Origin of the sequence: Micromonospora sp. NPDC023956, from assembly GCF_040639195.1 — a bacterium.
Taxonomy (GTDB): Bacteria; Actinomycetota; Actinomycetes; order Mycobacteriales; family Micromonosporaceae; genus Micromonospora.
In genome coordinates this window covers 390624-416432 of the sequence record NZ_JBEZZN010000002.1, presented here as the reverse complement: position 1 = coordinate 416432, position 25809 = coordinate 390624, and the positions used below count along the sequence as shown (strand labels likewise).

The window sequence follows — 25809 nt, the reverse complement described above, 5'->3', positions numbered from 1 at the left end:
TCCGGTGCCCGACCGGTCCGGCCACCGCGATCACCGCCGACCCAGCCGCGTCTGCACGGGCCGTCGCCACGCCCCGGTGCCCACCTCGATGTACGGGCTGAGCAGCCGGGCGTCGTAGCCGACCCGGAGGAGCTGTTGACGGATCCGCTCGGGCAGGTGCTTCGGCACCGCCCGGCCGTCCGGTCCGGGGCCGAAGACCTCGGTGGTGGTGATCCGGCTGCCCTCGCCGGCCCCGATCACCTCCTCCACGTGCGAGACGAAGCGGTGCTTGCGCCCGCCGATCGCGGTCTCGTCCTCGACGTTCACGTAGACGATCAGGTCCAGCGCGTTGCCGGCCATCCGGCGGGCCTGGTCGACGGTCATCTCCCGGCCGTGCGCGAGCGCCAGCTCGATGATCCGTTCGGTCACCCCGGCGGGGGTCCGGGCGTGGATGGTGCACATCGAGCCCCGGCTGGTCGTCATCGCCTGGAGCATCGGCACGATCTCCCGGGAGCGCACCTCGCCGACGACGATCCGCAGCACACCCATCCGGAGCGACACCGGGATCAGGTCGGCGATGGTCACCTCACCGGCCGGTCGGCCGTCCAGGCCGCGTTCGCCGTGCCCCTCCCGGGACTCGAAGCTCATCACCGCCCGGTGCCGGAGCTGGCGACGGGCCGGCAGCAGCTCCCGGCTCTCCTCCAGCAGCACGAACGGCTCGTCCGGTGGGATCTCGTCCATCAGCGCCCGGACCACGGTGGTCTTCCCCGCCCCGGCCAGCCCGGCGACCATGATGTTCAGCCCGGCGCGCATGGCCGCCCGGAGGAAGTCCCGGAGCAGCACGTCGACCATCTCGTCGAGGTCGGCGCGGAAGCCGGCGATGTCGTCCAGGCTGACGTCGAGGGTGTTGTGCTTCCGGATCACCGCGTACGGGCGGCTGCTGACCAGGTAGACGGCGGCGAGCCGGCTGCCGTCGGGCAGTTGCAGGTCCAGGGTGGGCTTGGCGGTGGAGAGGGACCGCTCCGTCGCCCCGGACCGGCGGGCGGCGGCCTGGAGGATCTCCACCAGTTCCTCGTCGCTGTCGGCGATCGGGTCGGCCCAGTCCACGCCGCCGCCGCGCCGGGTGACGCGCACCTGGTCGCAGCCGAGGATGTGCACCTCCTCGATGGTCTGGTCGACCAGCAGGGTCTGGAGCCGGCCGAGTCCGACCAGTTCGGCGGTCACCTGGTGGAGCAGCTGTCGTTCCTCGTCCGCCGGCATCGGCGTGCCGGCGCGGCGCACCGCGTCGGCGTACTCGGCGACCACGTCCACGGCGATCCGGGCCCGCTCGACGTCCTCCTCGTCGACGGTGAAGTCCCGGCCGCGTTGCCAGAGGGTGAGGCGTTCGCTCAGTTCCCGGCGCAGCTCCCGGACGACGGTGAAGTCGATCCGGGGGCGCGGCGGCGGGGTGGACGCGGGAGCCGGTGCCAGGGCCACTCCGCTGCCGCCACCGGGATGGTGGCCGTGCGGCCCGGCCGGATGCCCGTTCGGCCCGGCCGGGTGGGGGTGCCCGTTCGTCGGGCGACGGCCCGGCTGGTCCCGCGCCGCCGACGGGGGCTGCGGCGGCCCGTGCGGGCCGGGCGGGTGGCGGTGTCCGTTGGCGGGGGCCAGCGGCGGGGTGACCGAGGTCGCCGAGGCGGCGCGCGGGTCGTGCTGGACCGGTTCAAACCGCATGGGGCACCCCCTGGCCGGTGGGCCAGCCCAGGCGGGCCCGCCGCCGGTCGAGCAGCGCGCCGACCGGCACCTCCAGCGCGCCCGCCGCACGCATCAGCGGCCGTCCGGCGCGGACCGTGCCGCCGAGGCCGAGCACCCCGGCGGTACGCGGGTCGTCCGGCAGCCGGGCGATCACCGGCAGCCCGAGCGCCTTGCTGATGTCGCTGGTGGGGTGCCCGTCACCGACCACCAGCAGGCGCAGCGAGCCGGGGGCCACCCGGTGCTCGGTGAAGTCCCGCCCGATGGTCCGGACGAGCGACCGGGTCGCCGAGATGGCGGGCAGGGTGGCCCGGGTCACCACCAGCACGACCGCGGCGGCGCGCAGCACCGGCCAGGGCGGGCCGACCACGGCCAGCCGGCCGCAGTCGACGAGCACGTCGTACCCGGGGGTGCCGTTCTCCAGGGTGCCGAAGAAGTCCGCGAACCGCTGCCAGAGCGGGGTCACACTGCCGGCCTGGACCGGGTCGACCACGCCGGGCAGGAGCAGTCGCTCCCGCTTGGGCGCGTCCAGGTCGACCAGCTGCGACCAGAACGACGCCTCCAGGTTGCCGTCGCGCAGTTCCCCGACGGCCAGCTCGCCGAGGCCCCGGGGCCCGTCGAGCACCCCGCCCAGGTAGCCGGCGAGCACCGACCCGCCGGCCGGGTCGCACTCGGCCAGCACCAGCCGGCGGTGCCAGCTCAGCGTGCAGGCCAGCGCCGAGGTGGTCACCCCGGGCGAGCCCTTCGCCGAGACCAGCGCGATGACCGCCATGCTCAGACCGACCCGGTCAGCACGAGGGCGATCCGTTGTTCGGCGGCGAGCGCCACCACCGCCGGCACGTCCCGGACGGACACCGCCAGGTAGACCACGACGGTGCTGGTCTCCGGGGTGTCGCTGTCGATGACGGTGGCGGTGAACCGGGTGGCGGAATTCGTCGTCCGGCCGTCGCTGGTCTTCACCGGGGTGCTCACCAGCAGCACCCGGTCACCGGGGCGCAGCGTGCGGGCCGGCACCTCGCTGGGCTTGAGGCCGAGGGCGAGCTGCTGCTGGTCGGGACCGAGCAGCGGCTTGTCGGTGAGCTGGGCCTCGGTGACCAGGGTGCCCGGGGTGAGGGTGACCGCCGCCCGCTTGCCGATCACGTCGTCGATGTCGGCGGCTGGCACCGGCTTCAGGCCCTGACCGCCGGCCACCTGCACCGACGTCAGGTCGTCCGCGCTGAGCACGGTGCCCACCGCGACCGGGCGGGCGACGGCGAGGTACGTGCCGGTGGCCCGGACCGAGGTGACCGCGAAGGCCGCGCCGAGGCCGCCCAGCGCGATCAGGAGCACCGCCAGGCCGAGCAGGCCGGGTCGCATCCGTCGCTGCCGGACCACCCTCGGCGGGGCGACCGGGGCGTCCACCGGCCCCGGCCCGTTGCGCGTCGCCAGGCTCACTGGGTCACCACCTGAAGCTCGTTGATCTGGATCTCTAGGTTGCGGCTGGTCCGGGTGACCGGGATGGTGCCGCTCTCGTCACCGCCGTTCCACTCCACGACCCAGTGGGTGGTGGCGTTCACCTGGTACGTGCCCGCCTTGCGGTACCCGCGGTAGCCGCAGTCGGGCGACTCCTGACCGGCGCGCGGGCCGGAGGTCGAGTAGGGCGTGCCCGGCCCGGTGCACTCGACCGTCTCGCCGTCGCCCATGGCCCAGACGACCCGCTTCACCTTGGCCGTGATGGTCACGGTCAGGCCGCGTTCCGAGGCGGACGCGGACAGCTCGCCGAAGTAGTTCGGACCGGGGCTGGCCCACATCCAGACCGGGAGCCCGACCAGCCCCGGCCCCTGGCTCTTGCGCGGAGCCACCGAGATGCCCGGCGGGAGCAGGTCGATCGAGGCGAGCGCCCGGAACGCCAGCTCCTCCGGATCCGGCGGCGCACCGAATCCGGGCGGCGGGGCAGGCAGCTGAATGGTGACTGTCGAAGACAGGTCACCGCCCGGGTTGTAGCAGGTCTTGGCGTACCACTGCATGCCCTCGTCGGCCGGCGGCGAATTCGTGGCGAGCTTGTAGTAGCAGCCGTCGCTGTTGTTGAACCAACCCAGGACGTCGTCGTAGCAGGCGACGGGCTTGCCCTTCCACTGGCACTTGGCCGGGCCGCCACCGCCACCGTCGCCACCGCCGTCGCCACCGCCGGGGCCGCCCGGACCGCCCGGGGTGCCCGGTTCCTCGTCCCAGACGCTGCAGTCGGTCTGCCCCACCGGGCACTCGGCCCCCGGGTCGGCGACGGCGGGCGCGGGAGCGGTCAGGGTCATGGCCAGTCCGGTGAGGGTGGCGAGCAGAGCGGCGACCAGTCGACCGACCGGTGCGCGGCCGGTCCCGGTGCCCTCCCGGCGGTCCGTGGTCGCCTCCCGGGTCAGCACGGCTGGTCCTCGTGGGCGACCCCGGCGCTGATCAGCCAGCGCCCGTCGGAAGAGCGGGTCGCGGTCGCCGTGGCGAGGTGGCGTCCCGCCCCGGTGCCCGGGACGACCTTGCGGGTCTTCGCGTAGACCAGCTTGTAGTCCGTCGCGTCGAGACAGTCCTGGATCTCCACGGTGGCCGGGACGGTGTCCAGGCTGACCACGGTGACGGTCGGGTCGGAAACGAGCTTTCCGGTACGCATGGCACCGTGCTCCTTCGTCTCGCGAATGACCAGCCGAACCCTGGTCAGAAGGGGATCTGCCAGGTATTTGGCCAGCTCGGGATGATGTGGATCACTACGTGCACTGGCTGTCCGGGACGCCGTCAGATATCCGGCGTACGCCGCGAGAGCCGCCTTTCGGGCCGCCGTTTCCTCCGCTTTCCGGTCCTCGGGGATGCGGGGCTCCTGTTCCGCCGTGATCCGGCCGGGCCGCTCGGGATCCGCCCCGCAGGCGGCACCGGTGCCGAGAATCAGGAGCGCGACGAGGTAGGCCGTCCAACGCCGGGGATGCCGTGCTCGCAACGCCGCCCTCCTCGATGCGGAGCCCGTCCAGCCGGTTTCCGGGTATGCGGCAGCGCCTCCGGATGCCCCGGTCCGGATGATTCGATCTTCTATCTGTATTTACTGTTGCTGATATATGCCGATTTCTGCGTCGGGTCTCTGCCCGATCACTGGTCGACCTGTTCCGTCGACCGTTGCGTCCCACCCAAGGGGCGAGCATAGGCTGACGACGGCCGATGCAACAGAGGCAATTGGTGTGAATACTCTCCGTGGTCGGGGGTGGTGGGATGCAGCGGTCAGGTCGTCGCCTGTCGGGGTGCGTCGCCCGGCTCGTGCCGCCACCACGTGACGTGTCGGCCGGCCGGCCGGGCGCTCCGCGGCAGATTCCGGTGCGCGGCAACGGATCCGCTCGTCGGCGCGCTCGTCGGCGGCCCGGACGGTGGGTGGCGCCGGTCGACCGGTAGACCCGGTCGCGGATCGGCGCGCGGGGTTGCCCCCACGTCCGGACATGGCGCTCCGCCGATGATGAAACTACTTTGCGTGTTCGCCGTTCCGGTCCAACCCCAGGAGATCCACATGACGCTGACCCGACCGTCGGCCATCCGCCCGGTCTGGCTGCGCCTCGCCGCCGGCCTCGCCCTCACCCCGCTCCTGCGCCTGGCCGTGCTGCGGCACGCCGTACCGCCGGAGACGCCGCGCCGGAGTGGCTGCGTCGCCTGCGCCGCTCCGATCGGCCTGGACCAGCCGGTGCCGGCGCTCACTCCGCTGGCCCGCTGCCCGCGCTGCCGGGCCCGGGTGGGACCGCCGCCCGGCAGTGTCGAGGTGGCCGTACTCGCCGCGCTGGCGCTGCTGGTGACGCTGGACGCGCCCCCGTTCGTCCTGCTCGCCACGGGCTGGTGGCTGGGCTGGGCGGTGCCGCTGGCCCTGGTGGACGCGGCGGTGCACCGGCTGCCGGACCGGCTGACCGGTCCGGCAGCCGCCGGCACCTGGCTGCTGCTCGGGGTAGCCGCGCTGACCGGCCCCGGGCCGGGCCCCTGGCTCCGGGCCACCGTCTGCGGCCTGGCCCTGGCCGCCGGCTTCGCCGCCACCACGCTGCTGCTCGGGCGGCGCGGCTTCGGCCTGGGGGACGCCAAGCTGGCACTCGGTACGGGCGCGTTGCTCGGCTGGTACGGCTGGCCCGCACTGGTGCTCGGGCTGATGCTGACCTTCCTGCTCTCCGCGCTGGTGAGCGGGATCCTGTTGGCCGCCCGACGGGTCCGCTGGACCAGTCACCTCCCGTTCGGGCCGTTCCTGATCCTCGGCACCGCCCTCACCCTGGCGCTGCTCGGCTGAACCGACCCGTCCCGGCGGGGCGGAATCCGGATCGGCCGTCGGATCACCGGGCCCCGGTGGAGGTGGTCACCGGGCCCCGGTGGGGGTGCGCGTCTGCGTTGGCGGGCCGGTGCGGCGACGGTCCAGCAGGCGGGCGGCCGGTCCGGTCAGGGTCATCAGCAGTACGGTGCCGACCAGCGCGCCGAGCAGCACCCCGGCGACCACGTCGTGCGGGTAGTGCACCCCGACGAAGGTGCGGGAGAACGCGGCCAGCAGGGCGAGCGGGACGGCCAGCAGCCCCAGCCGGGGGCCGAGCACGAGGGTGGTGGCCGCCAGCGCCCCGGCGATCGTCGAGTGGTTGCTCGGGAAGGACCAGTCCCCGGTCGGGGGACAGTGCCCGGCCACGATGGTCAGGTCGGTCAGGGCGCGGCACGGCCGTTCCTGGTCGACGAGGGTCTTGATCCACTCACTCAGGCCGTAGGCGAGGACCACCGCCACCGGGGCGACCAGCACCGCCGCCCGGTCGCGGGACGTCCCGCCGAACCGCCGCCAGGCCGCCAGCAGGAAGAGCAGGCCGAGCAGGACGACCGAGCCCTCGGTGAAGTGCGCGGCGAACCACTGCACCGGCTCCGGGGTGCGGTCGGCGAACTCGACGGTGTCCCGGTACCAGTCCCTGCTGAACGGCGGCACGTCCGCCTGCGGGTCGACCAGCTGTAACGTCATCAATTGCTCATACCCCTTCCAGTTCGTACAGACTGTAGGAACAGGTGGTTTCCGGCACAGTGTGCGAAGGTTGGAGCTCACTCCTGACTTTCGTCTCAGCCGCCGCACAGGCGGGTACTGGACGATGGTCAGCGCACCTGAACACGGGGAGGCCGTGTGCCCGACACGACCATCAGCGACCAGCCGGAAGACCGCCGCGTCGAGGACGACGGCTGGCGGATCCGACGGACCGAGGCGGACGCCGACCGCCTCGCCGAGACCGAGTCGGTCTTCGCGCTGAGCAACGGCTGGCTGGGCTGGCGCGGCAACCTCGACGAGGGCGAGCCGTACGGCATGCCGGGCAGCTACCTCAACGGCTTCCACGAGCGGCGGGAACTGAGCTACCCCGAGGACGGGTACGCCTTCCCGCAGCTCAGCGACACGGTGGTCAGCACGCCGAACGCCGCGCTGATCCGCCTCTGGGTCGACGGCGAGCCGCTGGACGTGCGTACCGGCACGCTGCACGAGCACGAGCGGGTGCTCGACCTGCGCAACGGCCTGGTGGAGCGGCACACCGAGTGGACGTCCCCCGGCGGGCACCGGGTCCGCGTGCGCAGCACCCGGCTGGTCTCGCTCGCCCACCACTGCGTCGCCGCCGTGCGGTGGGAGGTGGAGGCGCTGGACGCGCCGGTCGACGTGCGGGTCTGCTCCGACCTCGTGGCCAACCAGCGGGTCCCGGAGCGCTCCGACGACCCCCGGGCCGCCACCGTCCTGGACGAGCCGTTGGTCGCCGAGTACCGCCGGTCCGACGGGCCGGACGGGGTGCTGGTGCACCGAACCGGCCGCAGCGGGCAGCGGGTGGCCGTTGCCGTCGCGCACCTCGTCGACGCCCCCGACACCACCGCCACCGACACCGACTGCCGGCCCGACCGGATCCGGCTCGCCCTCAGCGGTCCGCTCCGTCCCGGGCAGCGGCTCCGGCTGACCAAGTTCGCGGCGTACGAGTGCACCCGTACCGATGTCGTCGACGACCCGACGGAGACGGCGGACCGGTCGCCGGACGACCCGGGGGGAACCGGGGCGGAGATCCCGACGGAGCTGGCCTCCCGGGCGGTGCACGCCGCCACCGAGGCCCGTGCGGTCGGCTGGGACGCCCTCCTCGTCGAGCAGCGCACCTGGCTCGACGCCGCCTGGACCACCGCCGACGTGGTCCTCGACGGCGACCCGGAACTCCAGCAGGCGACCCGGTTCGCCCTGTTCCATCTCATCCAGGCGGGACGGGCCGAGAGCAACCGGACCATTCCCGCCAAGGGCCTCACCGGCAACGGCTACGACGGCCACGTGCTCTGGGACACCGAGGGATACGTGCTGCCGGTGCTCACCTACGTCGCCCCGGCCATGGCCCGGTCGGCGCTGTACTGGCGGCACACCCACCTGCCCGAGGCGCGGGAACGCGCGGCCGAGTTGCGGTTACCCGGCGCGAGCTACCCGTGGCGGACGATCGGCGGCCGGGAGTGCTCCGGCTACTGGCCGGCGGGCACGGCCGGGCTGCACATCAACGCCGACGTCGCCGACGCGGTGCTGCGCTACGTGGCGGCCACCGGCGACGAGGAGTTCCTCGTCGACGCCGGACTGGAGATGCTGGTGGAGACCGCCCGGCTCTGGCACGGCTTCGGGCACTGGTCCGACACCGGCTCGTTCCACCTGCGCGGGGTGACCGGCCCGGACGAGTACACCGCCCTGGTCGACGACAACGTCTTCACCAATTTGATGGCCCGGCGGAACCTGCGGGGTGCCGCCGACGCCGCCGAGGCCCACCCGGAGGTGGCCGCCCGGTTCGGGGTGGACGCCGCCGAGGTGGCCGCCTGGCGGGCCGCCGCCGACGCGGTGCACCTGCCGTACGACTCGAAGCGTGGGGTGCACCAGCAGTCGGCCGGTTTCACCGACCTCCCCGAGTGGGACTTCGACAGCACCGACGAGGACGACTACCCGCTGCTGCTGCACTTCCCGTACCTGGAGCTGTACCGCAAGCAGGTGGTCAAGCAGGCCGACCTGGTGCTGGCCATGCTGCGCAGCCCGGGGGACTTCTCCGCCGAGGAGAAGGCCCGTAACTTCGCGTACTACGAGGCCCGCACTGTCCGCGACTCGTCGCTCTCCTCGCCCGGCCAGGCGGTGCTGGCCGCCGAGGTCGGCCACCTGGACCTGGCGTACGACCACTTCGCCGAGTCGGTCCTCCAGGATCTGGAGGACCTCGGCGACAAGACCGCCGACGGGCTGCACCTCGCCGCGCTGGCCGGGGCGTGGATCGCCCTGGTGCAGGGGTTCGGTGGGCTGCGCGACGACCGGGGCGAACTCTCCTTCGTGCCCCGGCTGCCCCGGCGGCTCACCCGGCTCGCGTTCAGCCTGCTCTGGCGGGGGCAGCGGCTCCGGGTCACCGTCACCCCCGACGAGGTCCGCTACGACCTGCCCGGGGCCGGTCCGGAGGTGGAGATCCACCTCTGGCACGACGGTGAACACGTCCGGGTGACCGGGGGGAACCCCTGTGTCCGCCCGCTGCCCACCCCGCCGGACCCGGGCCCGGAGCCGTCCACGCCGTCCGGCCGCCGTCCGGCCCGCCGCTCAGCAGGCTGAGTCGACCGACGGGCCGGGCCCGTCGCGGTCCGCCCGACCGGCCGGTGACGGACTATCCGGACGTCTGCCAGGTGGCGGCGGCCCGCCGCAGCCGGTCGTTGATCGCCCGGCCGAGGCCGGTGTCCGGCACCCGCTCGGCGACGATCTCGGTCACCCCGGTCGCGTCGAGCCGGTGCAGGGCGTCGAAGAGCCGGGCTGCCGCCCCGGTCAGGTCGCCGTCGGGGGCGAGCACCTCCACCGCCCCGTACGCCCCCGGCGGCACCTCGCGCAGGGCAAGGTAGCCGCGCGTACCGTCGCCCGGCCGGGTCGGCACCGGGGCGTCGACCACCCGCAGCGGGGTGCGGGGCGCGTAGTGCGCGGCCAGGGTGCCGGGCGCGACCGGCTGGCCGGAGCTGCCCGGCCGGACGCTGACCGGGCCGACCGCCTCGACCAGCGCCTCCACCGGCAGCGAGCCGAGCCGCAGCACGACCGGCTGGTCGCCGCGCGCGTCGACGATGGTGGACTCGATGCCGCACCGGGTCGGCCCGCCGTCGAGGACCAGGTCCACCGCGTCGCCCAACCCGGCCACCACGTGCTCGGCCCGGGTCGGGCTGAGCATGCCGAACCGGTTCGCGCTCGGCGCGGCCACCGGCAGCCCGGCCTGCCGGATCAGCTCCCGGGCGACCGGGTGGTCCGGCACCCGGACGGCCATCGTCGCCAGCCCGGAGGTGACGATCGGCGGTACGGCCGGCGGCCGGTCCACGATCAGCGTCAGGGGGCCCGGCCAGAACCGCTCGGCGAGGGCCGCCACGGTCGGCGGCAGCGCACCGACCAGCGCGGTCAGGTCCTCGACGTCGGCGAGGTGGGTGATCAGCGGGTCGAAGCTGGGCCGGGCCTTGGCCGCGAAGATCCGGGCCGCCGCCCGTGCGTCGAGCGCGTTCGCGCCCAGGCCGTACACCGTCTCGGTGGGGAAGGCGACCAGCCCGCCGGACCGCAGGACGGCGGCGGCCTCGGCCACCCCGCTGGCCGCCGGCAGCACCGGCGCGGACTTCGCGCTCATGCCCCGACGCTAACGTCCCGGGCGGGACGGGCCGCACGCGGGCGGTCTCTTGAACCGGGGGGTGCGCCGTGGTCCGATGGGAGGTGCCGGACGAGGGAACCGCGAGGTGCCCGTCCGACTGTTACTGACGCGAACCACCGACGCCCGAGGAGGCCGGGATGATCCCGACTCTGCTTCTGGTCGGCCTCCTCCTGGGACGGTGGTGGAAGACGACCCTGCTCCTCGCGGCGGTGGGTTGGCCGACTCTCCTCGTCGCCACCGGGGTGCTGGACGTCGGCCGGGACCTGGGGATCGCGTCCGCCCTGGCAGTCGTGAACGCCGGGGTCGGCGTGCTGGTCGCGCAGGGCCTCTACCGGGCGTTCCGGGAACTGCGGAAGCCGGCCGCGACGGAATGACGCGCTGACGCCACGGTTCCTGCCGGTCGCGCTGGCGGTACGCGTCCCGTGCCCACCTGACCGGCCCGTCCGACGCGTCGGACGGGCCGGCGTCACGGGATCGGAGGCGGCGTCCAGTCGGCGTGCCGGCTCATCGACCGCAGGGCGACCCGGGGCGGAGTCAGCCGCATGGCCGCATTGCGCAGACCGACGGCAACGGGATGGCGCAACTGCTGTCCGAAGCGGGCCACCTGGAGGGCGGCCCGGGCGACCTGCTGGGCGCGGGGCCGGCGTTCCCGGTCGTACGCGGCCAACGCGGCGTCCACGTCGCCGCCGGGCGTGCAGCGTGCGGCCAGCACCACGGCGTCCTCGATCGCCTGGTTGGCGCCCTGGCCGAGGTGGGGGGTCATCGCGTGCGCGGCGTCGCCGAGCACCGCGACCGCCCCGCGCCGGAACGAGGGCAGCGGGGTGTCGAGGTGGTACAGGTCGGTCCGGATCACCGTCGCCGGGTCGGTGGCGTCCAGGACGTCCGGGACGGGTGCGTGCCAGGTGCCGAAGCGGGCCCGGACCACGCTCATCCCGTCCCCCTCGGGGAAGTCCTGATCCGGGCCGGCGGTGACGGCCCCGTACCAGTACACCCGGCCGTCCCCGAGCGGTACGACGCCGAACTCGCTCCCGTGGCCCCAGGTGACGGCGGTGGGGATCTCCCCGTCCGGAGCGCCGGTGGTCACCCCGCGCCACGCGGTCGAGCCGACGTGGCGGGGGCGCGGATGGTCGGGCCACAGTCGGGAACGGACCAGGCTGTCGATGCCGTCGGCGGCGACGACCAGGTCGCATCGTTCGGTGGTCTCCTGCCCGTCGCGGCGGTACCGCAGCTGCGGCGGTGGACCGGGCGTGACGTCGACGACCTCGGCCCCACCGACCAGCACCGCAGCGGGCAACGCGTCCCGCAGGACCCGGTGCAGGTGCGCCCGGTGGATGCCGACGGCGGCCGTGCCGAGGACCCGGGTCATCGCCCGGCCGTCGACGCGGGAGATCCACCGTCCACTCGGTGTCCGTACACCGCCGGGCGCGTCGGCGTGACCCGCCCGGTGTACGGCGGTGCCGACGCCGAGGGCGTCCAGCCCGCGCAGTCCGTTCGCCATCAGGGTGAGGCCGGCGCCCACCTCGGCGAAGGCCGGGGCGCGCTCCAGCACGGTCACGTCCCACCCGCGACGGCGGAGCCCGATGGCCGCACAGAGCCCACCGATCCCCGCCCCGATCACCACGGCCCTGGCGCCGTCCATGCCCCCACCCTCTTCTTCTACAGATGTAGAAGTCGATACTACGACAACCGGAGGGAGACAGGCATGTCACGATTCGCCGTGATCACGGACGCCGCCATCGCGGTCGTCGCCGACCTCGGCATGCGCGGGCTGACGCATCGCGCCGTGGACGCCCGCGCCGGCCTCCCGCTGGGCACCACGTCCGCCTACTACCGGACGCGCAGGGCACTCATCGAGGCGCTCGTCCAACGGATCGCCGACCTGGACCGTGTCGACCTGGCGGAGAACTCGCTGCCGGCGGGCGACACCCCGGCTCTCGGGCCCGGACGACGCCTCGGCCCGTCCGACCTCGACCAGCTGGCCACGCAGATCGCCGCACTCGTCGACCGGTGGCTCACCGCCGGCCGCAGCCGCATGCTCGCCCGGTACGCGTGCCTGCTCGAGGCCACCCACCACCCCGAACTGCGGGTGATCCTCGACCACGGCACCGCTTCGCGTGCCCAGGCCCGGGGGATCCTCGCAGCGGCCGGGGCCACCGACCCCGAACGGGCCGGCGACCATCTCGTCGCCTGCCTCGACGGACTGCTGTTCGACCGTCTCGTCGGTGCGGGCACCCGGTCCGCACCGGAGCCGGGCACCCCCGAGAGCCGGAGCGACCTCGCCGCCGCCATCGCGACCCTGCTCCGCGCGATGAGCGGCTAGAGGCGCTTACGCATCCGCCCGGACGGTGGCCCCGACGTGGGCTCTCGTCGGTGGCACGGCCCGAGCGGATGGACACGTTCGGCCTGCTACATGTCGGATTCGTCGACCGGGTCGACCGTCACACTGATCTCGACCAGGTCGTCGTCGCCGCCGGGGCTGTCGACGACATTCATGCCCGCGCCCTGGCGGACCATCGCCATCAGTCGGCTGCCCACGTCGAATCCGCTGGCGAGCCCGCGGCGGATGCCCAGCGCCGGATTGTCACGCAGCAGTTGCAACGACTGCGACCAGGCGATTCCGGTCACGCCGGTGGTGAGTTCGGGAACGTTCTTGTTGCTCTTGGCGAAAGCCCCCATCAGCGCGCCGAAGGTGTGATGCATGGTCGAGAAGACCAATCCGGCGGTACGGTTGTTGAGTTTGTCGATACCCCACACGTTGTTGCGGCCACCGCCGACGGCCATGAAACTCGTGGTCTTGTCGCGCTTGTCGTAGACCTGCATCCACAACGCCTCGCCGTCGAGGGCGTGCACGTCCGAGGTGCTCATCAGCGAATACCGGACGACGTACAGGTCGTTCTCCACGATATTGCCCTGGCTGGCCTTGACGAAGACGTTGCCCAGCGCGATCGGCCCGGATACCGGAACGTTCTCCGCCCAACGCTTCTGCCGGTACTCGACAAGCGCCTTGTCGTGCTCGAACTCCTTGCTCAGGTCACTGTTGGCCGAAGAGTCGTCGATCACCGGCTGACTGATCCGCGGGACCTGCGGTACCTCACCGCCGGACGGTGGGAACACCGACAGCAGCCCGCGGAGCGGCATCCAGGACCGGGTGTTGCCGAACAGCGGCTGGAACAGGGTGGGCACGGGCACCGCGTTGCTGACGTGCGTGTACATGTGGAACTTCTCACCCGACAGACAGTCGGTGAAGCCGGACGCCCCCAGCTTGTTCGACTCCTTGCTGTAGGGCGTGGCCTCCTTGACGAACTCCATCACCTTCTCGCCGTTGTTGGCGGTCAGATCACGGACTGCCTGCTCCGGGTTGTCGTAGTTCCACTTGATGACCGAGCTGCCGAGCGAGGCGGTGTGGAAGCGATCACGCTGGTAACTGCGGATCTTGATGCCGGTGGCCAGGTCGAACTGATAAAGGGAGACCTGCAGGTAGAACAGGGAGTTCCTGCGGGCGATCTCACGGATGGTCGGCGGCTTCGGGTCTTTCGGCTGCTCTGGCTGCATGATTGTTTCCTCTCGCACCGGGCGCACCCCCACGGCTCGCGCCCCGAACTGAACCCGGCAAGCATGCGGCAGGAATGGGAATTTGGGCGAAGCGAAACCTACTCAGATTCCGTGTCGACGTGTCGGGTTTCTTGCACACGTCTTCGGCGTTGTGGTGCGCAGAGAACCCGGTCCGGGCAAAATGGCAGATCAGGCCGTTCGCAATGCCCTCTGACGTACGAATGCGTGGTGACCCGGCGGTCCGGCAAGCGGTGAGGCCGACGGCGGGCCGACCCGAGTCGCCATGTCGACAGGGAGCGGGTACGGCGACGACCGAGGCGTCGGGGATAGTTGCGAGGGTGGCGAGCGACGAGGGCGACGACCCGTACCTGTGGCTGGAGAACCTCGACGGCGACGATGCCGCCCGGTGGGTGCGGGACCGCAACGCCGAGACCGTCGCGGCGTTGACGGGCAGCGAGACGTTCTCCGGCCTGCGGGCCGACATCCGGCAGGTGTTCGACTCCGACGAGCGCATCTCCTACCCCGGTTGGTGCGGGGACGGCTTCTACTACGACGTCTGGCGGGACGCGGCGCACCCGCGCGGACTGTGGCGCCGCACGACCCTGGACCAGTACCGCCGACCCGAGCCCGAGTGGGACGTGTTGCTCGATGTCGACGCGCTGGCCGCGCGGGAGGGGGAGAACTGGGTCTGGAGCGACGTCCACCGGCTGCGGCCCGGTCACCAGCGCGTCCTGATCAGCCTGTCCCGAGGCGGTGCGGACGCGGCGGTGGTTCGCGAGTTCGACCTCCACCGCCGTTCGTTCGTCGGGGACGGCTTCACGGTTCCGGAGGCCAAGAGCCGCGTCTGCTGGATCGACGAGGACCACGTCTACGTCGCCACCGACTTCGGGCCCGGGTCGCTGACCACCTCCGGTCATGCCCGGACCGTCAAACGGTGGCGGCGCGGCACCCCGCTGTCGGAGGCCGAGGTCGTCTACGAAGGGCAGCCGGATGACGTGGAGGTGTTCGCCTCGCATGATCCGACACCCGGTTTCCAACGTGACTTCGTCGTCCGGAGCCTGGACTTCTACCGGGCAGAGAACTACCTGCTGACGGCGGCGGATGAGCTGGTCCGGATCCCGGTGCCGGAGGACGCCCAGTGGAACGTACACCGGGAATGGCTGGTGATCCGGCCTCGTTCGCCCTGGACGCTCGACGGGGTCACCCACCCAGCAGGGGCGCTGCTGGCGACCAGATTCGACGCGTTCCTCGCCGGTGCGGGGGAGATGACCGTGCTGTTCACGCCCGACGCCCGCACCGCGTTGAGCTACCACGTCTGGACCCGGCGCCACCTGATCCTGGCCACCACCGTCGACGTGCGGAGCCGGCTGGAGGTGTGGACGCCCGGCGACACGGGTTGGCAGCGGGCACCGCTCGCGGGCGTGCCGGAACACGACCACAGCGTCGTCACGGACACCGACCCCGACCACAGCGACGCCTACCTGCTCGCCTCGGCAGGCTTCCTCCAACCGGCGACGCTCCGGCTCGGGCAGGTCGGGGGACCGGTCGAGACGCTCAAGCGGGAGCCGGCGTTCTTCGACGCGGACGGCATGGCGGTACGCCAGTTCTTCGCCACCTCGGCCGACGGCACGAGGGTGCCGTACTTCGTGGTGGGGGATCCCGCCGCCACCGGCGTGCGGGCTCTGCTCACCGGCTACGGCGGATACGAGGTGTCGCAGACCCCGCGCTACAGCGGCGCCATCGGTCGGGCCTGGCTGACCAGGGGTGGCACCTACGTCGTGGCGAACATCCGGGGTGGCGGGGAGTACGGCCCCGAGTGGCACCGCGCCGCGCTGCGGGAGAACCGGCCCCGGGCGTTCGAGGATTTCGCGGCGGTGGCGGCCGATCTGGTGACGCGCGGCATCACCACGCCGGCACAGCTCGGGATCGAGGGCGGCAGCAACGGCGGACTGCTGATGGGGGTGATGCTGACCCGCTACCCGGAGCTGTTCGGCGCGGTGGTCGCCCACGTGCCGCTGCTGGACATGCGGCGCTACCACCGGCTGCTGGCCGGCGCCTCCTGGATGGCCGAGTACGGCGACCCCGACCGGGAGGCGGACTGGGCCTACCTGCGCGAGTACTCGCCGTACCACAACGTCCGCGCCGGTCGACCGTATCCGCCACTGCTGCTGGTCACCTCGACCCGGGACGACCGGGTGCACCCGGGGCACGCCCGCAAGATGGCGGCCCGGCTACGCGAGCACGGCTACGACGTGTCGTACTACGAGAACATCGAAGGCGGGCATGGTGCCGCGGCCAACAACGAGCAACGAGCCTTCCTCTGGGCGCTCACGCTGGAGTTCCTGTGGCAGCGGCTGGCCGGGCGACCAGGGGAGCGCCTGATACCGCGTCAGTCGGCGGTGCCGGACGGCACGACGCAGGTCGTGAGCTGACCGGCTCCCGCTACGTCCGGCGTCGCCTGGCCAGCGCGTGGACCAGGATGACCACCCAGCCGATCGCGGCAAGCGCGCCGCCCACGGCGAGCCCGGTGAAGAGCAGCCACGTGCTGCCGCCCTGGGCGGCGAAGACACCCCTGCGGGCACCGGTGTCGCGGGCCGCCACGGTGGCCCCCGGGGTCAGCCCGTCCGGCCCGTCGTAGACGATGACGTCGTTACGCGGCGCCCCGTCCCCGTCCGGGACGAAGTCGCCGTGCCAGGTGCAGTTGCGGCTGCAGGTCTCGTAGCGCGCGGTGAAGGTGCCCGACGTGCCGTCGCCGGACCTCGCCCGCCAGGCCGCAGCGACGTCGGGTACGGCGAGGGCCAGCCCGAGGAGGGCGAGGAAGGGAAGGCCAACCCAGAGCAGGAACTTCATTCCCCAGCCAGCTGTCCCGTTCGCCACGAGCACACCATAACGAGGTCGTTCCAGCCGTCACTGCCGCGCGGCCCGAGCAGATCGCCCGGCAGCGGCACTGGTCCGTGCGCAGGCGGCGGCGCAAGCGGCCTCCACGCAGGGGCGCTGACCCCTCATCGCATCGACACGGCTTCAGCATTGATCCTCATGTCTGCGTCCGGCAGGGGTGCCGGTGCAATAGCCGCGATTCGCTGCTCTTCATCTCCGGTGTTCCGCGTTGGAGACGGCGGTGGAGCACCGCCAGCGCGTCATGCCGTCCCCCGGGGACGGCCGCATCGACATCTTGGTGGAGCTGGCGGGGCAGGGATCAGGTGATCTGACGAAGGTCGCTGCCGTAGTCGAAGACGATCCGCATCCGGGCCCCGGCGCTCGTGCATACCGGCTGAGGGTCGCCATTTCGTTGGCCCCCAGATCGCCGTTCTCGATCTGACGATCCGGGCCTTGGCTTCCGCGACGGGGAGTGGTTCCCTGCGGCGCACCCGGGAGCTGGAGGACAAGCCGGTCCGCGCGGCCAGGCAGAACCGGGCCGATGAGCAGGCCGGGCCGGGCCCGCTAACCTCTGCCGGCATGTCTGCCTTCCGCAACTCGCCCAACATCCTGTTCGAGACAACCGTGACGGCGACCCGGCGACTGTCGCCCGGGTTCGTCCGCGTCACGCTCGGCGACGAACGACTGCGGGATCTGGCCCCGCACCAGCTCGACCAGCGCATCAAGATCATGCTGCCGACCACCGGCGACTACCCGGCCGGACTGCGGGCGGGGCTGCCCGAGCAGGTGTGGCGGCGCGAGTGGCGGTCCGTCCCCGACCGCGAGCGTCCATGGCTGCGCAGCTACACCGCGTACCGGACACGGCCGACGGCGGGTGAGTTGGACCTCGACTTCTACCTGCATCAGCCGCACGGTCCGGCAAGCGGCTGGGCGGCGGGGGCCCGACCGGGCGGCCGACTGATCCTGTCGGGTCCGCACGTCCAGGCCGGCCAGCCCAGGTACGGCGTGCAGTGGGAGCCGGGGCCGGCGACGCGGGTGCTGATCGCGGCGGACGAGACGGCGTACCCGGCGGTGCGGGGCATTCTGCCCAGCCTCGGGCCGGGGGTGCGGGCGACGGTCCTGCTGGAGGCCGGCGCCGCGGCGGATGCCGCCACCCTCGACGACGTGACCGCCGGCCACTCGGTCGAGGTCGGGTTGCGGGGCGGGGCCCGGGGCGGGACGGTGCTGACCGCCATGGTGGGTGACTGGCTGGCCGAGCACGGTGCTGCGGCGGCCGGGTTGGGAAACCACTTCTACGCCTGGGCGGCTACGGAGAGTAGCAGGATTACGCAAGTGCGCCAGCTCTTCGCCGAGGTGCGCATCGCCCCGGAGCGGGTTCACACGCAGGGGTACTGGCACGATCGCCCAGCCCGTGAGGAGGTGGCAGATTAGGTTACGCTAACCTAATCCCATCGCCCGGCCATCACCGTAAGTCACCAGACGGGAACCCTGCACCATGTGCTCGACACCCCCTCGAACAACCCGCCGACGCCTCCTCGCCCTCACCGTCGCCTCGACGATGGCGCTCGTCGTGGCCGCCTGTGGCTCCGCCGACTCCGACCCGGCGAGCAGCGTTGGCGACACCAGAACCGTCGAGCACGCGCGCGGCAAGACCGACGTACCGGCCGCGCCGACCCGAGTCGTCGTCCTCGAACCGGTACAGCTCGACACCGCCATCGCCCTGGGGATCACCCCGGTCGGCGCGGCCGTACTCAACGAGGCCGCCGGCGTGCCCAAGTACCTCGGGGACAAGGCCGCCGGCATCACCACCGTCGGAACCGTCCAGGAACCCAACGTGCAGAAGATCGCGGCCCTCAAGCCCGACCTGATCATCGGCACCGAATCTCGGCACTCCGCCCTCTACGCCCAATTCAGCGACGTCGCCCCGACCGTCTTCATGGCCTCGCAGACAGACCCGTGGCAGGACAACGTCCGCTTCACCGCGACCACGCTCGGCGGCGCGGGCTCCGCGGACAAGCTCCTCACCGGCTACCAGCAGCGGTGCGCGGAAATCGCCAAGAAGTTCGGCACCGCCGGCAAGACCGCACAGCTCATCCGCCCCCGTGACGGCGTCCTCACGCTGTACGGGCCCACCTCCTTCGCCGGCAGCACGCTGGAGTGCGTCGGCTTCACCACCCCGCAGCGCGACTGGGAGAACTCCATCTCGGTCGACATCTCCCCCGAGCGGGTGCTGGAGGCCAAGGCCGACCACGTCTTCGTCACCACCGTCGACGTGAACGACCGCAGCACCATCCCGGCCTCGGTCAGCGCCAACGCCGCCGCCTTTCCCCGCCTGCACCTGGTCGACCAGTCCTTCTGGATCACCGGGGTCGGCACGGTCGGTGGGCAGACCGTCCTCGACGACCTCGAACGCCTCCTCGCCGCGTCGAGTTGACCACCACCGCATCCGCGCGCGCGGCACCGCCGACCACCGGCCGTGCCGCGCGCCGTCGTACCACCCGGCGCTGGCTGGCCGGGGCGGTCGCCGTACTCATGGGGTCGCTGGTGTTGTCGGTCTTCGTCGGCGCGAACCCGGTGCCCCCGTCTGACGTGTGGGCGGCGCTGCGGGGCGCGGGCACCGAGACCGCGCAGTACGTGGTCTGGGGACAGCGCCTGCCGCGCACCCTGGCCGGACTGCTGGTCGGCGCCGCGCTCGGGGTCGCGGGCGCCCTGATGCAGGCGTTCACCCGCAACGCGCTCGCCGAACCGGGCATCCTCGGCGTCAACGCCGGAGCCGCCGCGTTCGTCGCCGTGGGCATCGCCTTCTTCGGGTTCACCTCACCGGCCGCCTACATGTGGCTCGCCCTGCTCGGCGCGCTCCTGGTCGCCATCGCCGTGTACGCCGTCGGCGGCGCCGCCGACCTGCGGGCCACCCCGACCCGGCTGCTGGTGACCGGGGTGGCGACGGGCGCGGTGCTGGCCGGACTGACCACCGGAGTCACCCTCACCCACCCCGACACCTTCGACCGGATGCGCGGCTGGAACGCCGGCAGCCTGCTCGAACGCGACACCGCCGTGGTGCTCCCGGTGCTGCCACTGATCGCGGCCGGACTGGTCGCGGGGCTGCTCGCGGCGCGCAGCCTGAACGCACTCGCGCTCGGCCCGGACCTGGCGGCCGCGCAGGGAGTCAGTCTCGTCCGGACCCGGCTGCTCGTGCTGGGCGCGGTGACCCTGCTCGCCGGTGGGGCGAGCGCCGTCGCCGGCCCCATCTCGTTCGTCGGGCTCGTGGTGCCGCACCTGGTGCGCTGGGGCGTCGGCGCCGACCAGCGCCGGATCCTCGCCGGATCCCTGCTGGCCGGCGGGGTCCTGGTGCTGCTCGCCGACGTACTCGGCCGGGTCGCCGTCCTGCCCAGCGAGATGCCGGTCGGCATCGTCACCGCGTTCATGGGCGCACCGGTCCTGATCGCGTTGGCCCGACGCCGACGGGCGACGGCGCTGTGAGCCGGCCACCACACCGCACCGAAGGACGCCGCCGGCTGGTACTCGGCACCGACCGCGCACACGTGGCCGTCGGCGCACGCGAGGCCGCCGTCTGCGTCACCGCCGCGCTCCTCGTCACGGCGCTGGCGGTGATCGGCCTCTGGGTGGGTGACTTCCCGCTCCGCTTCGACGAGGTCCTCGGCGTGCTCGGCGGCCGGATCGGCGGGCTGACCCGCACCGTCGTGCTGGAGTGGCGGCTGCCCCGCATCGCCGCCGCCATCGCCTTCGGCGCGGCGCTCGGCGTCGCCGGTGCGATCTTCCAGACCATCACCCGCAATCCGCTGGCCAGCCCGGACATCATCGGTCTGGCCAACGGCTCGTTCTGCGGAATGCTGATCGCCCTGCTGCTGCTCGGCGGCGGCTGGCATCTGCTGATGCTCGGCTCGCTCGCCGGTGGCCTGCTGGCCGCCCTGGCGATCTACCTGCTCGCGTACCGGGACGGGCTCTCCGGGTTCCGGTTCATCGTCGTGGGCGTCGGGGTTTCCTCGATGCTCGCCGCCACCAACACCTGGCTGCTGCTCCGCATCGATCTGGAGGCGGCACTCTTCGCCGCAGCCTGGGGCGCTGGCTCCCTGAACACCGCCACCGCCGAGGTGGTCTGGCCCGCGGCCGGGGTCATCCTGGCGCTGCTGGCGGTCACTCCCCTGTGGTCGGCGGCCCTGGCCCAGCTGGAACTGGGCGACGACGTCGCCGCCGCCAGCGGAGTCGCGGTCGACCGGGACCGCGCCGCCCTCGTGCTGGTCGCGGTCGTCCTGGTCAGCGCCGTCACCACCGTGGCCGGTCCGATTTCCTTCGTGGCCCTGGCCGCCCCGCAGATCGCCCGCCGGCTTGTCCGGGCACCGGGCCTGCCGCTCGCCGCCACCGCCGTGGTGGGGGCGTTACTGCTGCTCGGCTCCGACCTGGTCGCCCAGCACGTGATCCCGCTGACCGTACCGGTGGGGGTGGTGACGGTCACCCTCGGCGGCGCGTACCTGCTCTGGCTGCTCGTCCACGAGTTCAGGAGGACCAGATGGTCGACCAACTGAACGCCCGACTCCGCGCGGACGGCGTCACTCTCCGCTATGACCAGAGGACTGTCAGTGAGGAGCTGTCGTTCGCGGTGCCGGACGGCTCGTTCACCGTGCTCATCGGGCCCAACGCGTGCGGCAAGTCGACACTCCTGCGGGCCCTCGCCGGGCTGCTCCGCCCCGCCGTGGGGCGGGTCCTGCTCGACGGGTCGGACCTCGTCGCCCTGCCGGCGAAGGAACGCGCCCGCCGGATCGCGCTGCTACCGCAGACCATGACCGCGCCTGAGGGGATCACCGTCCGGGAACTGGTCGGCCGGGGCCGCTACGCCCACCAGCGGGTGCTACGCCGCTTCTCCCGGGCCGACGAGGAGGCCGTCGAATCGGCCCTGGCCTCGACCGGCACGACCGACCTGGCCAACCGCCGGGTCGACGAACTCTCCGGCGGGCAACGACAGCGGGCCTGGATCGCCATGGTGCTGGCTCAGGAGACGCCCCTCGTCCTGCTCGACGAGCCCACCACCTACCTGGACGTGGCTCACCAGATCGACGTGCTCAACGTGCTGCACCGGCTGGTCACCCAGGGCCGCACCGTCGTGGCCGTGCTGCACGACCTCAACCACGCGGCCCGGTACGCCACCCATCTCGTGGCGATGCGCGACGGCCGGATCGTGGCCGAGGGCCATCCCGCCTCGACGGTGGGCGCCGGACTCGTCGCCGAGGTCTTCGGGATGCCGAACCAGGTCGTCCCCGACCCGGTCACCGGAGCGCCGCTGGTCGTACCAGCCGACACCCGGGAGCCGGCCGCCGGCTGAGCCGGCCCCGGCGCCACGATCGACGGTGATCCCTGACCGCCGACTTTGGCCAATCCCGGTCATGACCAATCCAGCAAGCCGGGCGGAACCCTTACCCACGAGGCGATGCCTCGGTCATGCGAACCACGGAAGCGCAGGTCAACAGCGGGATAACACTATGCGGTGGGCCGCCAGGGACTCGAACCCCGAACCTATGGATTGTCGGCGAGGCGGCTGGATGGGGTGCCGTCCGAGGTCACCCGGCCTGCTGGGGGTCGTCTCGGTCGGGCTCGGTCGGCTCGGTTGCGGTACTCCGCTGCTGTACTTCCTCGGCTGCGCGGAGGACGTTGCGGGCGGCGGTCGCCACCGGGCAGGCTGCGGTCCGGCAGATCGGACAGCGGCCGTCGGGTCCGCGTCGGTGGTCACGGAGGATCGCACGGGCGGTGAGGATCAGCCGGTTGCGGATCTGCGCCAGGGACAGGAACGGCGCGGTCACCGCTCAGCCCACCCCGAGAGTGGCGGCGAGCTGGATGAGCGTCGTCGGGGCGGCGGGGTCGCGGGCGACCTGGGCGAGGACGTCCCGGCCGGCTGGTCGGTGGCGGATCTCGGCGGGTGCTATCCGGTCGGCCTCCATCAGGACCCGGCCGGCGTTGATCGGGTCGTCGGCGTACTGGTAAGCGCGGGCGGCATCGATCAGGTGGGCGGCACGGTGCTCGGCAGGCAGCCACCGCCACCCGTCCCGCGTGGTCGCCTTCTCATGCCAGGCCACGGCTTCCTCTGCGTCGCCTGACTCCACCGTTGCGGCGACGCGGGCGAGCTGAACCGCTGTCGGCCCGAATCCGGTGCGATGGTGGTCGTGACCGTCCCCTACCCGCGCCGCCATGTCGGCGGCCTCGTTGATCAGCTCGGCGGCGGTCTGCGGGTAGCGGGCGTGCTGGAAGGTGGTCCACGCGTGCGCGACTTCCCGCACCAGGCGGTCGGCCGGCAGCACGCGGCGGGCCGCCGGGCGCTCCAAGGCGATCTCGTACGCCGACAGAGCTACGCGGATCCGTTCCACACCCTCGGCGCGCTCGGCCACCCCGGCCGGCTGGGCGTTCCGGCCGAGCAGCACTGCCGTGTCGATCCGCAGCACCGCAGCGATGTCCTGAAGGGTCGACACCCTGTCCAGCGACCGAACACCCCGCTCGACCTTGTCCACCCAACTCTTCGACTTGCCGAGCCGATCGGCAAGCACCTGCTGTGACAGCTTTCGTCGACCCCGCCAGTACGCCACCCGACGACCGACCGGCAACAGCTCAGTGCTGTCCACGACGCCACCGCCGATCCGGCACCGCCCGATCCGTCTCCTCGGCTGGTATTCGATCCGCTTCGGCCTGCGCGAGAATCCGTTGCCGGGCGGCCTCGCGTTCCGCTGCCTGGATCTGCTCGCCTCGGCTCTCGGACGGATCTTCCTCGCTCATCCCTACCTCCGCTGGTAGGGGCGCGGCGGCGTGCTCTGGAAGGACCGACACCGCCGCACCCGGCTCCGAGCGGGTCGCACTCGTCCCCGTTGCCGGTCTGTACGCGTCGATCCCGCCCTCGATCACAGCATCGAGTGATCGGGCGGTTACCTGAAGGTGCCGCGTGTCCTCTGGACGCACCGGCTGTCCGCTGTCAGGCGGCGGGCCGGTACGTCTCGTAGACCTCGCGCAGCGCCGATGCCTCTGCCGCACCGGCCTGCTCGACCCGCCGGAGCACCTCTCGTGCCCGCCACCAGTTCGACGACGCCACCCGCCCAGAACGGATCGCCTCAGCAGCGACCGCACTGGCTTCGTCGGGCTGGTCAGCCGCGACCAACGCCAAGGCCAGGTCGAGACGCGCCGAAGCGGAGCGTCGGGGCCTGTCGCCACCGTCCCCGTGCGGATCCAACTCCGCCAACGCGACCCGGGCGACCTGTGCCGCAGCCGGGTCGCCCGCCCAGGACAACGTCGTCGCCGTGTACGCCAGCGCCTTCGTCGGGTCGTACCGGTAGTGATGTTCGGCCCGCTCCGGCACGGGCAGGTTCGCGGTCAACCGCTCCAAACGGTCCAGCGCATCGCGGGTCCGCCGGACATCACCCACCCGCGCCCACACCCGCGCCTCCTGCGCCGTCGCCTGAATGTGCGCCGAGCTACCCCGAGGTGCCACCCGCTGAGCCTGCTCAGCCAGCTCGACCGACTGCCGGTGCTCGCCCCGGGTGAGCCGGTCCCACGCCTGGGTCTCCAGGCACCACGCCTGAATCTCCGGATGCTCGCCGTGTTCAGCGAGCTTGGCAGCGGCGGCCAGGTGCGCGCCGGCTGCGGAACGCTGCTGAAGATCGATATGCACCGTCGCCCGCAGCACGGTCAACCAACCGCCGGCAACGATCAGACGCCGCCGCTGCGCAAGGGTTCCCCGGCCGTCGAGCAGCCGGCCCACGTACGCCAGATGCCGCCGCACCATCGGAAGCAGGTCCACCGGCCGCGTTGTGGCGTACGCGCTCGCCAGATCGTCGACGCCCGCCTCGATCCGGGTCAGCGTCTCGGCGCTCACATCGCTGGCACGCACCCGAGCCAGCAGCTCATCGGCCTCCGCGTCGTGGTCGACAGGTTGACCAACAAGCCGCGCAAGCGTCCCGCCAGCCCGAAGAACCTCATCCAGATGCCGGGCCGTCTCAGGCGTCGGAGCCTTGGCACCCGTCTCCAGATCGTGCAGGTGGCTCTTACCCCGATGCGCGAGCTGCCCGAGCGCCCGCAGGGACAGACCCCGTTCGGCACGCAGGGCCCGCAGCCGGACCCCGAAACGCGGATCGACGTGCGACACAACGACGCTCCCGGCGTAGGAAGGAGGAACGCGCCCCAGCTCTCGTCGGCAAACAACCACTACGGACGGTACAACGCGCCACCCTCGTCCGGGACGCCCGGCGGACCTGCGCCTCACTCCTGGCGGACCTGGACGTGCATCCTCGGGTGGCGATGCAGATCCTCCGGCACGCGCAGTTCGCCATCACCATGGAGATCTACACGGCGGTCTCCTCAGCGGCCACCCGCGATGCCCTCAAGCGGCTCGGCAGTGCGCTGGACCGGTAGGACGTACTGATTCGGTCGGGGCGGCCGCCGCCCCTGGTTCCAGTCCGGTCCGCTACCGGTCGACGTAGTGGTATCGGCAGGCGATGATCTCGACGTCGTTCTTGGTGATCCGATACACCAGCCGGTGTTCGCGATCGATCCGGCGGGACCAGAAGCCGGACAGCTCTCCCCGAAGGGGTTCCGGTTTGCCGATGCCCTCGTATCCGTTGCGCATCACGTCCGCGATGAGGTCGTTGATGCGCTTGACCAGCTTCCGGTCGGTGTGGCTGAGGTACTGATCCCAGGCGGTCGCGGTGAAGACCAGCCTCACGCGACGTCCCGGACGGTGGCCGGGTCGACCAGATCCCGCTCGGCCGTGTCGCCCTGCTCAAGCTCCGCGATCGATCGGCGCAGAGCTGCGGCGTTGCTCGGGCTGCGCAGGAGGTACTCGGTTTCCTTCATCGACTCGTACTCGGCGAGCGACACGATCACCACAGGCTCGTGTCCGGACCGGGTCACCACCACCTCCTCCGCGTCGTTGATGACGCTGTCGAGTTCGGCGGCCAGGTTCTGTCGTAGTTGGGTGAAGTTCACGGTGCGCATGACCACCTCCGAGGCAAGTACAGAAAACTGTACCTCAGGTGGGGTC

At 72.3% G+C, this 25809-nt stretch carries 26 protein-coding genes and 1 pseudogene; 12 read left to right on the top strand and 15 right to left on the bottom strand.

Going from position 1 to position 25809, the window contains the following annotated elements; translation table 11 throughout:
* Positions 1-30: 30 nt before the first annotated feature.
* From AB0F58_RS04375 to AB0F58_RS04355, 5 genes are all read right to left on the bottom strand, one after another.
* Positions 31-1692 (bottom strand): CpaF/VirB11 family protein, encoded by a 1662-nt coding sequence (locus tag AB0F58_RS04375; protein ID WP_357137711.1) that lies wholly within the window; start codon positions 1690-1692, stop codon positions 31-33.
* The gene (locus AB0F58_RS04370) at positions 1682-2482 is read right to left on the bottom strand and encodes a ParA family protein (protein WP_357137709.1); all 801 of its coding nucleotides are present in this window, start codon (positions 2480-2482) and stop codon (positions 1682-1684) included. The genes AB0F58_RS04375 and AB0F58_RS04370 overlap by 11 nt, the downstream gene beginning before the upstream one ends.
* A gap of 2 nt (positions 2483-2484) precedes the next feature.
* On the bottom strand, positions 2485-3066 hold the full coding sequence (locus AB0F58_RS04365; RefSeq protein ID WP_357138695.1) for an SAF domain-containing protein: 582 nt from the start codon (positions 3064-3066) through the stop codon (positions 2485-2487).
* 74 nt (positions 3067-3140) lie between these two features.
* A complete protein-coding gene (locus tag AB0F58_RS04360; protein WP_357138693.1) occupies positions 3141-3998 on the bottom strand; it encodes a hypothetical protein in 858 nt (285 codons plus the stop codon).
* 101 nt (positions 3999-4099) lie between these two features.
* The gene (locus AB0F58_RS04355; protein ID WP_357137706.1) at positions 4100-4666 is read right to left on the bottom strand and encodes a hypothetical protein; all 567 of its coding nucleotides are present in this window, start codon (positions 4664-4666) and stop codon (positions 4100-4102) included.
* A 555-nt stretch (positions 4667-5221) separates the two neighbouring features.
* Between AB0F58_RS04355 and AB0F58_RS04350 the strand changes: the two genes are divergently transcribed.
* Positions 5222-5977, top strand: a complete 756-nt coding sequence (locus tag AB0F58_RS04350) for an A24 family peptidase (RefSeq protein ID WP_357137703.1) — start codon at positions 5222-5224, stop codon at positions 5975-5977.
* 66 nt (positions 5978-6043) lie between these two features.
* On the opposite strand, the gene AB0F58_RS04345 is transcribed toward AB0F58_RS04350, so the two are convergent.
* Positions 6044-6679, bottom strand: coding sequence for a phosphatase PAP2 family protein (locus AB0F58_RS04345; protein WP_357137701.1), 636 nt, complete (start codon positions 6677-6679; stop codon positions 6044-6046).
* A 156-nt stretch (positions 6680-6835) separates the two neighbouring features.
* Here AB0F58_RS04345 and AB0F58_RS04340 point away from each other — a divergent pair, with 156 nt between their 5' ends.
* Positions 6836-9289: a glycosyl hydrolase family 65 protein gene (locus AB0F58_RS04340; RefSeq protein WP_357137698.1), complete on the top strand. Its 2454-nt coding sequence runs from the start codon at positions 6836-6838 to the stop codon at positions 9287-9289.
* Positions 9290-9341: 52 nt separating this feature from the next.
* On the opposite strand, the gene AB0F58_RS04335 is transcribed toward AB0F58_RS04340, so the two are convergent.
* A complete protein-coding gene (locus AB0F58_RS04335) occupies positions 9342-10304 on the bottom strand; it encodes an L-threonylcarbamoyladenylate synthase (RefSeq protein WP_357138690.1) in 963 nt (320 codons plus the stop codon).
* Positions 10305-10486: 182 nt separating this feature from the next.
* On the opposite strand from AB0F58_RS04335, the gene AB0F58_RS04330 reads away from it, so the two are divergent.
* Positions 10487-10723, top strand: coding sequence for a hypothetical protein (locus AB0F58_RS04330; RefSeq protein ID WP_357137697.1), 237 nt, complete (start codon positions 10487-10489; stop codon positions 10721-10723).
* Between the two features lie 92 nt (positions 10724-10815).
* Here the strand turns inward: AB0F58_RS04330 and AB0F58_RS04325 are convergent, their stop codons facing one another.
* Positions 10816-11988: an FAD-dependent oxidoreductase gene (locus AB0F58_RS04325; RefSeq protein WP_357137694.1), complete on the bottom strand. Its 1173-nt coding sequence runs from the start codon at positions 11986-11988 to the stop codon at positions 10816-10818.
* A 63-nt stretch (positions 11989-12051) separates the two neighbouring features.
* Here AB0F58_RS04325 and AB0F58_RS04320 point away from each other — a divergent pair, with 63 nt between their 5' ends.
* Entirely contained in the window at positions 12052-12669 is a 618-nt protein-coding gene (locus AB0F58_RS04320) for a TetR/AcrR family transcriptional regulator (protein WP_357137691.1), read from the top strand.
* 86 nt (positions 12670-12755) lie between these two features.
* Here AB0F58_RS04320 and AB0F58_RS04315 read toward each other — a convergent pair whose 3' ends face one another.
* Positions 12756-13901 carry a hypothetical protein gene (locus tag AB0F58_RS04315; protein ID WP_357137689.1) on the bottom strand — a complete coding sequence of 382 codons (1146 nt, stop codon included), beginning with the start codon at positions 13899-13901 and terminating at the stop codon, positions 12756-12758.
* Between the two features lie 338 nt (positions 13902-14239).
* On the opposite strand from AB0F58_RS04315, the gene AB0F58_RS04310 reads away from it, so the two are divergent.
* Complete coding sequence (locus tag AB0F58_RS04310; RefSeq protein ID WP_357137686.1) at positions 14240-16333, top strand: prolyl oligopeptidase family serine peptidase; 2094 nt, start codon at positions 14240-14242, stop codon at positions 16331-16333.
* A 10-nt stretch (positions 16334-16343) separates the two neighbouring features.
* On the opposite strand, the gene AB0F58_RS04305 is transcribed toward AB0F58_RS04310, so the two are convergent.
* Positions 16344-16778 carry a hypothetical protein gene (locus AB0F58_RS04305; RefSeq protein ID WP_357137684.1) on the bottom strand — a complete coding sequence of 145 codons (435 nt, stop codon included), beginning with the start codon at positions 16776-16778 and terminating at the stop codon, positions 16344-16346.
* A gap of 579 nt (positions 16779-17357) precedes the next feature.
* Between AB0F58_RS04305 and AB0F58_RS04300 the strand changes: the two genes are divergently transcribed.
* The 5 genes from AB0F58_RS04300 (at position 17358) to AB0F58_RS04280 (ending at position 22116) form a co-directional block, all read left to right on the top strand.
* The gene (locus tag AB0F58_RS04300; RefSeq protein WP_357137681.1) at positions 17358-18209 is read left to right on the top strand and encodes a siderophore-interacting protein; all 852 of its coding nucleotides are present in this window, start codon (positions 17358-17360) and stop codon (positions 18207-18209) included.
* A 127-nt stretch (positions 18210-18336) separates the two neighbouring features.
* Positions 18337-19212 (top strand): iron-siderophore ABC transporter substrate-binding protein, encoded by an 876-nt coding sequence (locus AB0F58_RS04295; RefSeq protein ID WP_357137678.1) that lies wholly within the window; start codon positions 18337-18339, stop codon positions 19210-19212.
* Positions 19209-20258 (top strand): iron chelate uptake ABC transporter family permease subunit, encoded by a 1050-nt coding sequence (locus AB0F58_RS04290; RefSeq protein ID WP_357137675.1) that lies wholly within the window; start codon positions 19209-19211, stop codon positions 20256-20258. The genes AB0F58_RS04295 and AB0F58_RS04290 overlap by 4 nt, the downstream gene beginning before the upstream one ends.
* 62 nt (positions 20259-20320) lie before the next feature.
* Positions 20321-21322, top strand: a complete 1002-nt coding sequence (locus AB0F58_RS04285; protein WP_357137673.1) for an iron chelate uptake ABC transporter family permease subunit — start codon at positions 20321-20323, stop codon at positions 21320-21322.
* On the top strand, positions 21319-22116 hold the full coding sequence (locus AB0F58_RS04280) for an ABC transporter ATP-binding protein (protein ID WP_357138688.1): 798 nt from the start codon (positions 21319-21321) through the stop codon (positions 22114-22116). The genes AB0F58_RS04285 and AB0F58_RS04280 overlap by 4 nt, the downstream gene beginning before the upstream one ends.
* Positions 22117-22351: 235 nt before the next feature.
* Here the strand turns inward: AB0F58_RS04280 and AB0F58_RS04275 are convergent, their stop codons facing one another.
* Together AB0F58_RS04275 and AB0F58_RS04270 are read right to left on the bottom strand one after the other, a co-directional pair.
* Entirely contained in the window at positions 22352-22591 is a 240-nt protein-coding gene (locus tag AB0F58_RS04275) for a hypothetical protein (protein ID WP_357137670.1), read from the bottom strand.
* A gap of 3 nt (positions 22592-22594) precedes the next feature.
* Complete coding sequence (locus AB0F58_RS04270) at positions 22595-23404, bottom strand: helix-turn-helix domain-containing protein (protein WP_357137668.1); 810 nt, start codon at positions 23402-23404, stop codon at positions 22595-22597.
* On the opposite strand from AB0F58_RS04270, the gene AB0F58_RS04265 reads away from it, so the two are divergent.
* Positions 23394-23573 carry a hypothetical protein gene (locus AB0F58_RS04265; protein ID WP_357137666.1) on the top strand — a complete coding sequence of 60 codons (180 nt, stop codon included), beginning with the start codon at positions 23394-23396 and terminating at the stop codon, positions 23571-23573. The two genes, AB0F58_RS04270 and AB0F58_RS04265, sit on opposite strands and share 11 nt — an antisense overlap.
* Before the next feature lie 175 nt (positions 23574-23748).
* Here AB0F58_RS04265 and AB0F58_RS04260 read toward each other — a convergent pair whose 3' ends face one another.
* A complete protein-coding gene (locus AB0F58_RS04260; protein WP_357138685.1) occupies positions 23749-24954 on the bottom strand; it encodes a helix-turn-helix transcriptional regulator in 1206 nt (401 codons plus the stop codon).
* A gap of 53 nt (positions 24955-25007) precedes the next feature.
* On the opposite strand from AB0F58_RS04260, the pseudogene AB0F58_RS04255 reads away from it, so the two are divergent.
* Positions 25008-25181, top strand: a pseudogene (locus AB0F58_RS04255) (site-specific integrase); the annotation flags it as partial.
* A 52-nt stretch (positions 25182-25233) separates the two neighbouring features.
* Here AB0F58_RS04255 and AB0F58_RS04250 read toward each other — a convergent pair.
* Both AB0F58_RS04250 and AB0F58_RS04245 read right to left on the bottom strand, forming a co-directional pair.
* Positions 25234-25491: a Txe/YoeB family addiction module toxin gene (locus tag AB0F58_RS04250; RefSeq protein WP_357137664.1), complete on the bottom strand. Its 258-nt coding sequence runs from the start codon at positions 25489-25491 to the stop codon at positions 25234-25236.
* On the bottom strand, positions 25488-25763 hold the full coding sequence (locus tag AB0F58_RS04245) for a type II toxin-antitoxin system prevent-host-death family antitoxin (RefSeq protein ID WP_357137661.1): 276 nt from the start codon (positions 25761-25763) through the stop codon (positions 25488-25490). The genes AB0F58_RS04250 and AB0F58_RS04245 overlap by 4 nt, the downstream gene beginning before the upstream one ends.
* Between the last annotated feature and the right edge of the window lie 46 nt (positions 25764-25809).

Coding starts and splice junctions, on each gene's coding strand:
- AB0F58_RS04360 (WP_357138693.1), bottom strand. CDS start 3,998: ATGACCCTGACCGCTCCCGCGCCCGCCGTCGCCGACCCGGGGGCCGAG.
- AB0F58_RS04350 (WP_357137703.1), top strand. CDS start 5,222: ATGACGCTGACCCGACCGTCGGCCATCCGCCCGGTCTGGCTGCGCCTC.
- AB0F58_RS04365 (WP_357138695.1), bottom strand. CDS start 3,066: ATGCGACCCGGCCTGCTCGGCCTGGCGGTGCTCCTGATCGCGCTGGGC.
- AB0F58_RS04375 (WP_357137711.1), bottom strand. CDS start 1,692: ATGCGGTTTGAACCGGTCCAGCACGACCCGCGCGCCGCCTCGGCGACC.
- AB0F58_RS04320 (WP_357137691.1), top strand. CDS start 12,052: ATGTCACGATTCGCCGTGATCACGGACGCCGCCATCGCGGTCGTCGCC.
- AB0F58_RS04325 (WP_357137694.1), bottom strand. CDS start 11,988: ATGGACGGCGCCAGGGCCGTGGTGATCGGGGCGGGGATCGGTGGGCTC.
- AB0F58_RS04315 (WP_357137689.1), bottom strand. CDS start 13,901: ATGCAGCCAGAGCAGCCGAAAGACCCGAAGCCGCCGACCATCCGTGAG.
- AB0F58_RS04330 (WP_357137697.1), top strand. CDS start 10,487: ATGATCCCGACTCTGCTTCTGGTCGGCCTCCTCCTGGGACGGTGGTGG.
- AB0F58_RS04370 (WP_357137709.1), bottom strand. CDS start 2,482: ATGGCGGTCATCGCGCTGGTCTCGGCGAAGGGCTCGCCCGGGGTGACC.
- AB0F58_RS04345 (WP_357137701.1), bottom strand. CDS start 6,679: ATGACGTTACAGCTGGTCGACCCGCAGGCGGACGTGCCGCCGTTCAGC.
- AB0F58_RS04300 (WP_357137681.1), top strand. CDS start 17,358: ATGTCTGCCTTCCGCAACTCGCCCAACATCCTGTTCGAGACAACCGTG.
- AB0F58_RS04245 (WP_357137661.1), bottom strand. CDS start 25,763: ATGCGCACCGTGAACTTCACCCAACTACGACAGAACCTGGCCGCCGAA.
- AB0F58_RS04295 (WP_357137678.1), top strand. CDS start 18,337: ATGGCGCTCGTCGTGGCCGCCTGTGGCTCCGCCGACTCCGACCCGGCG.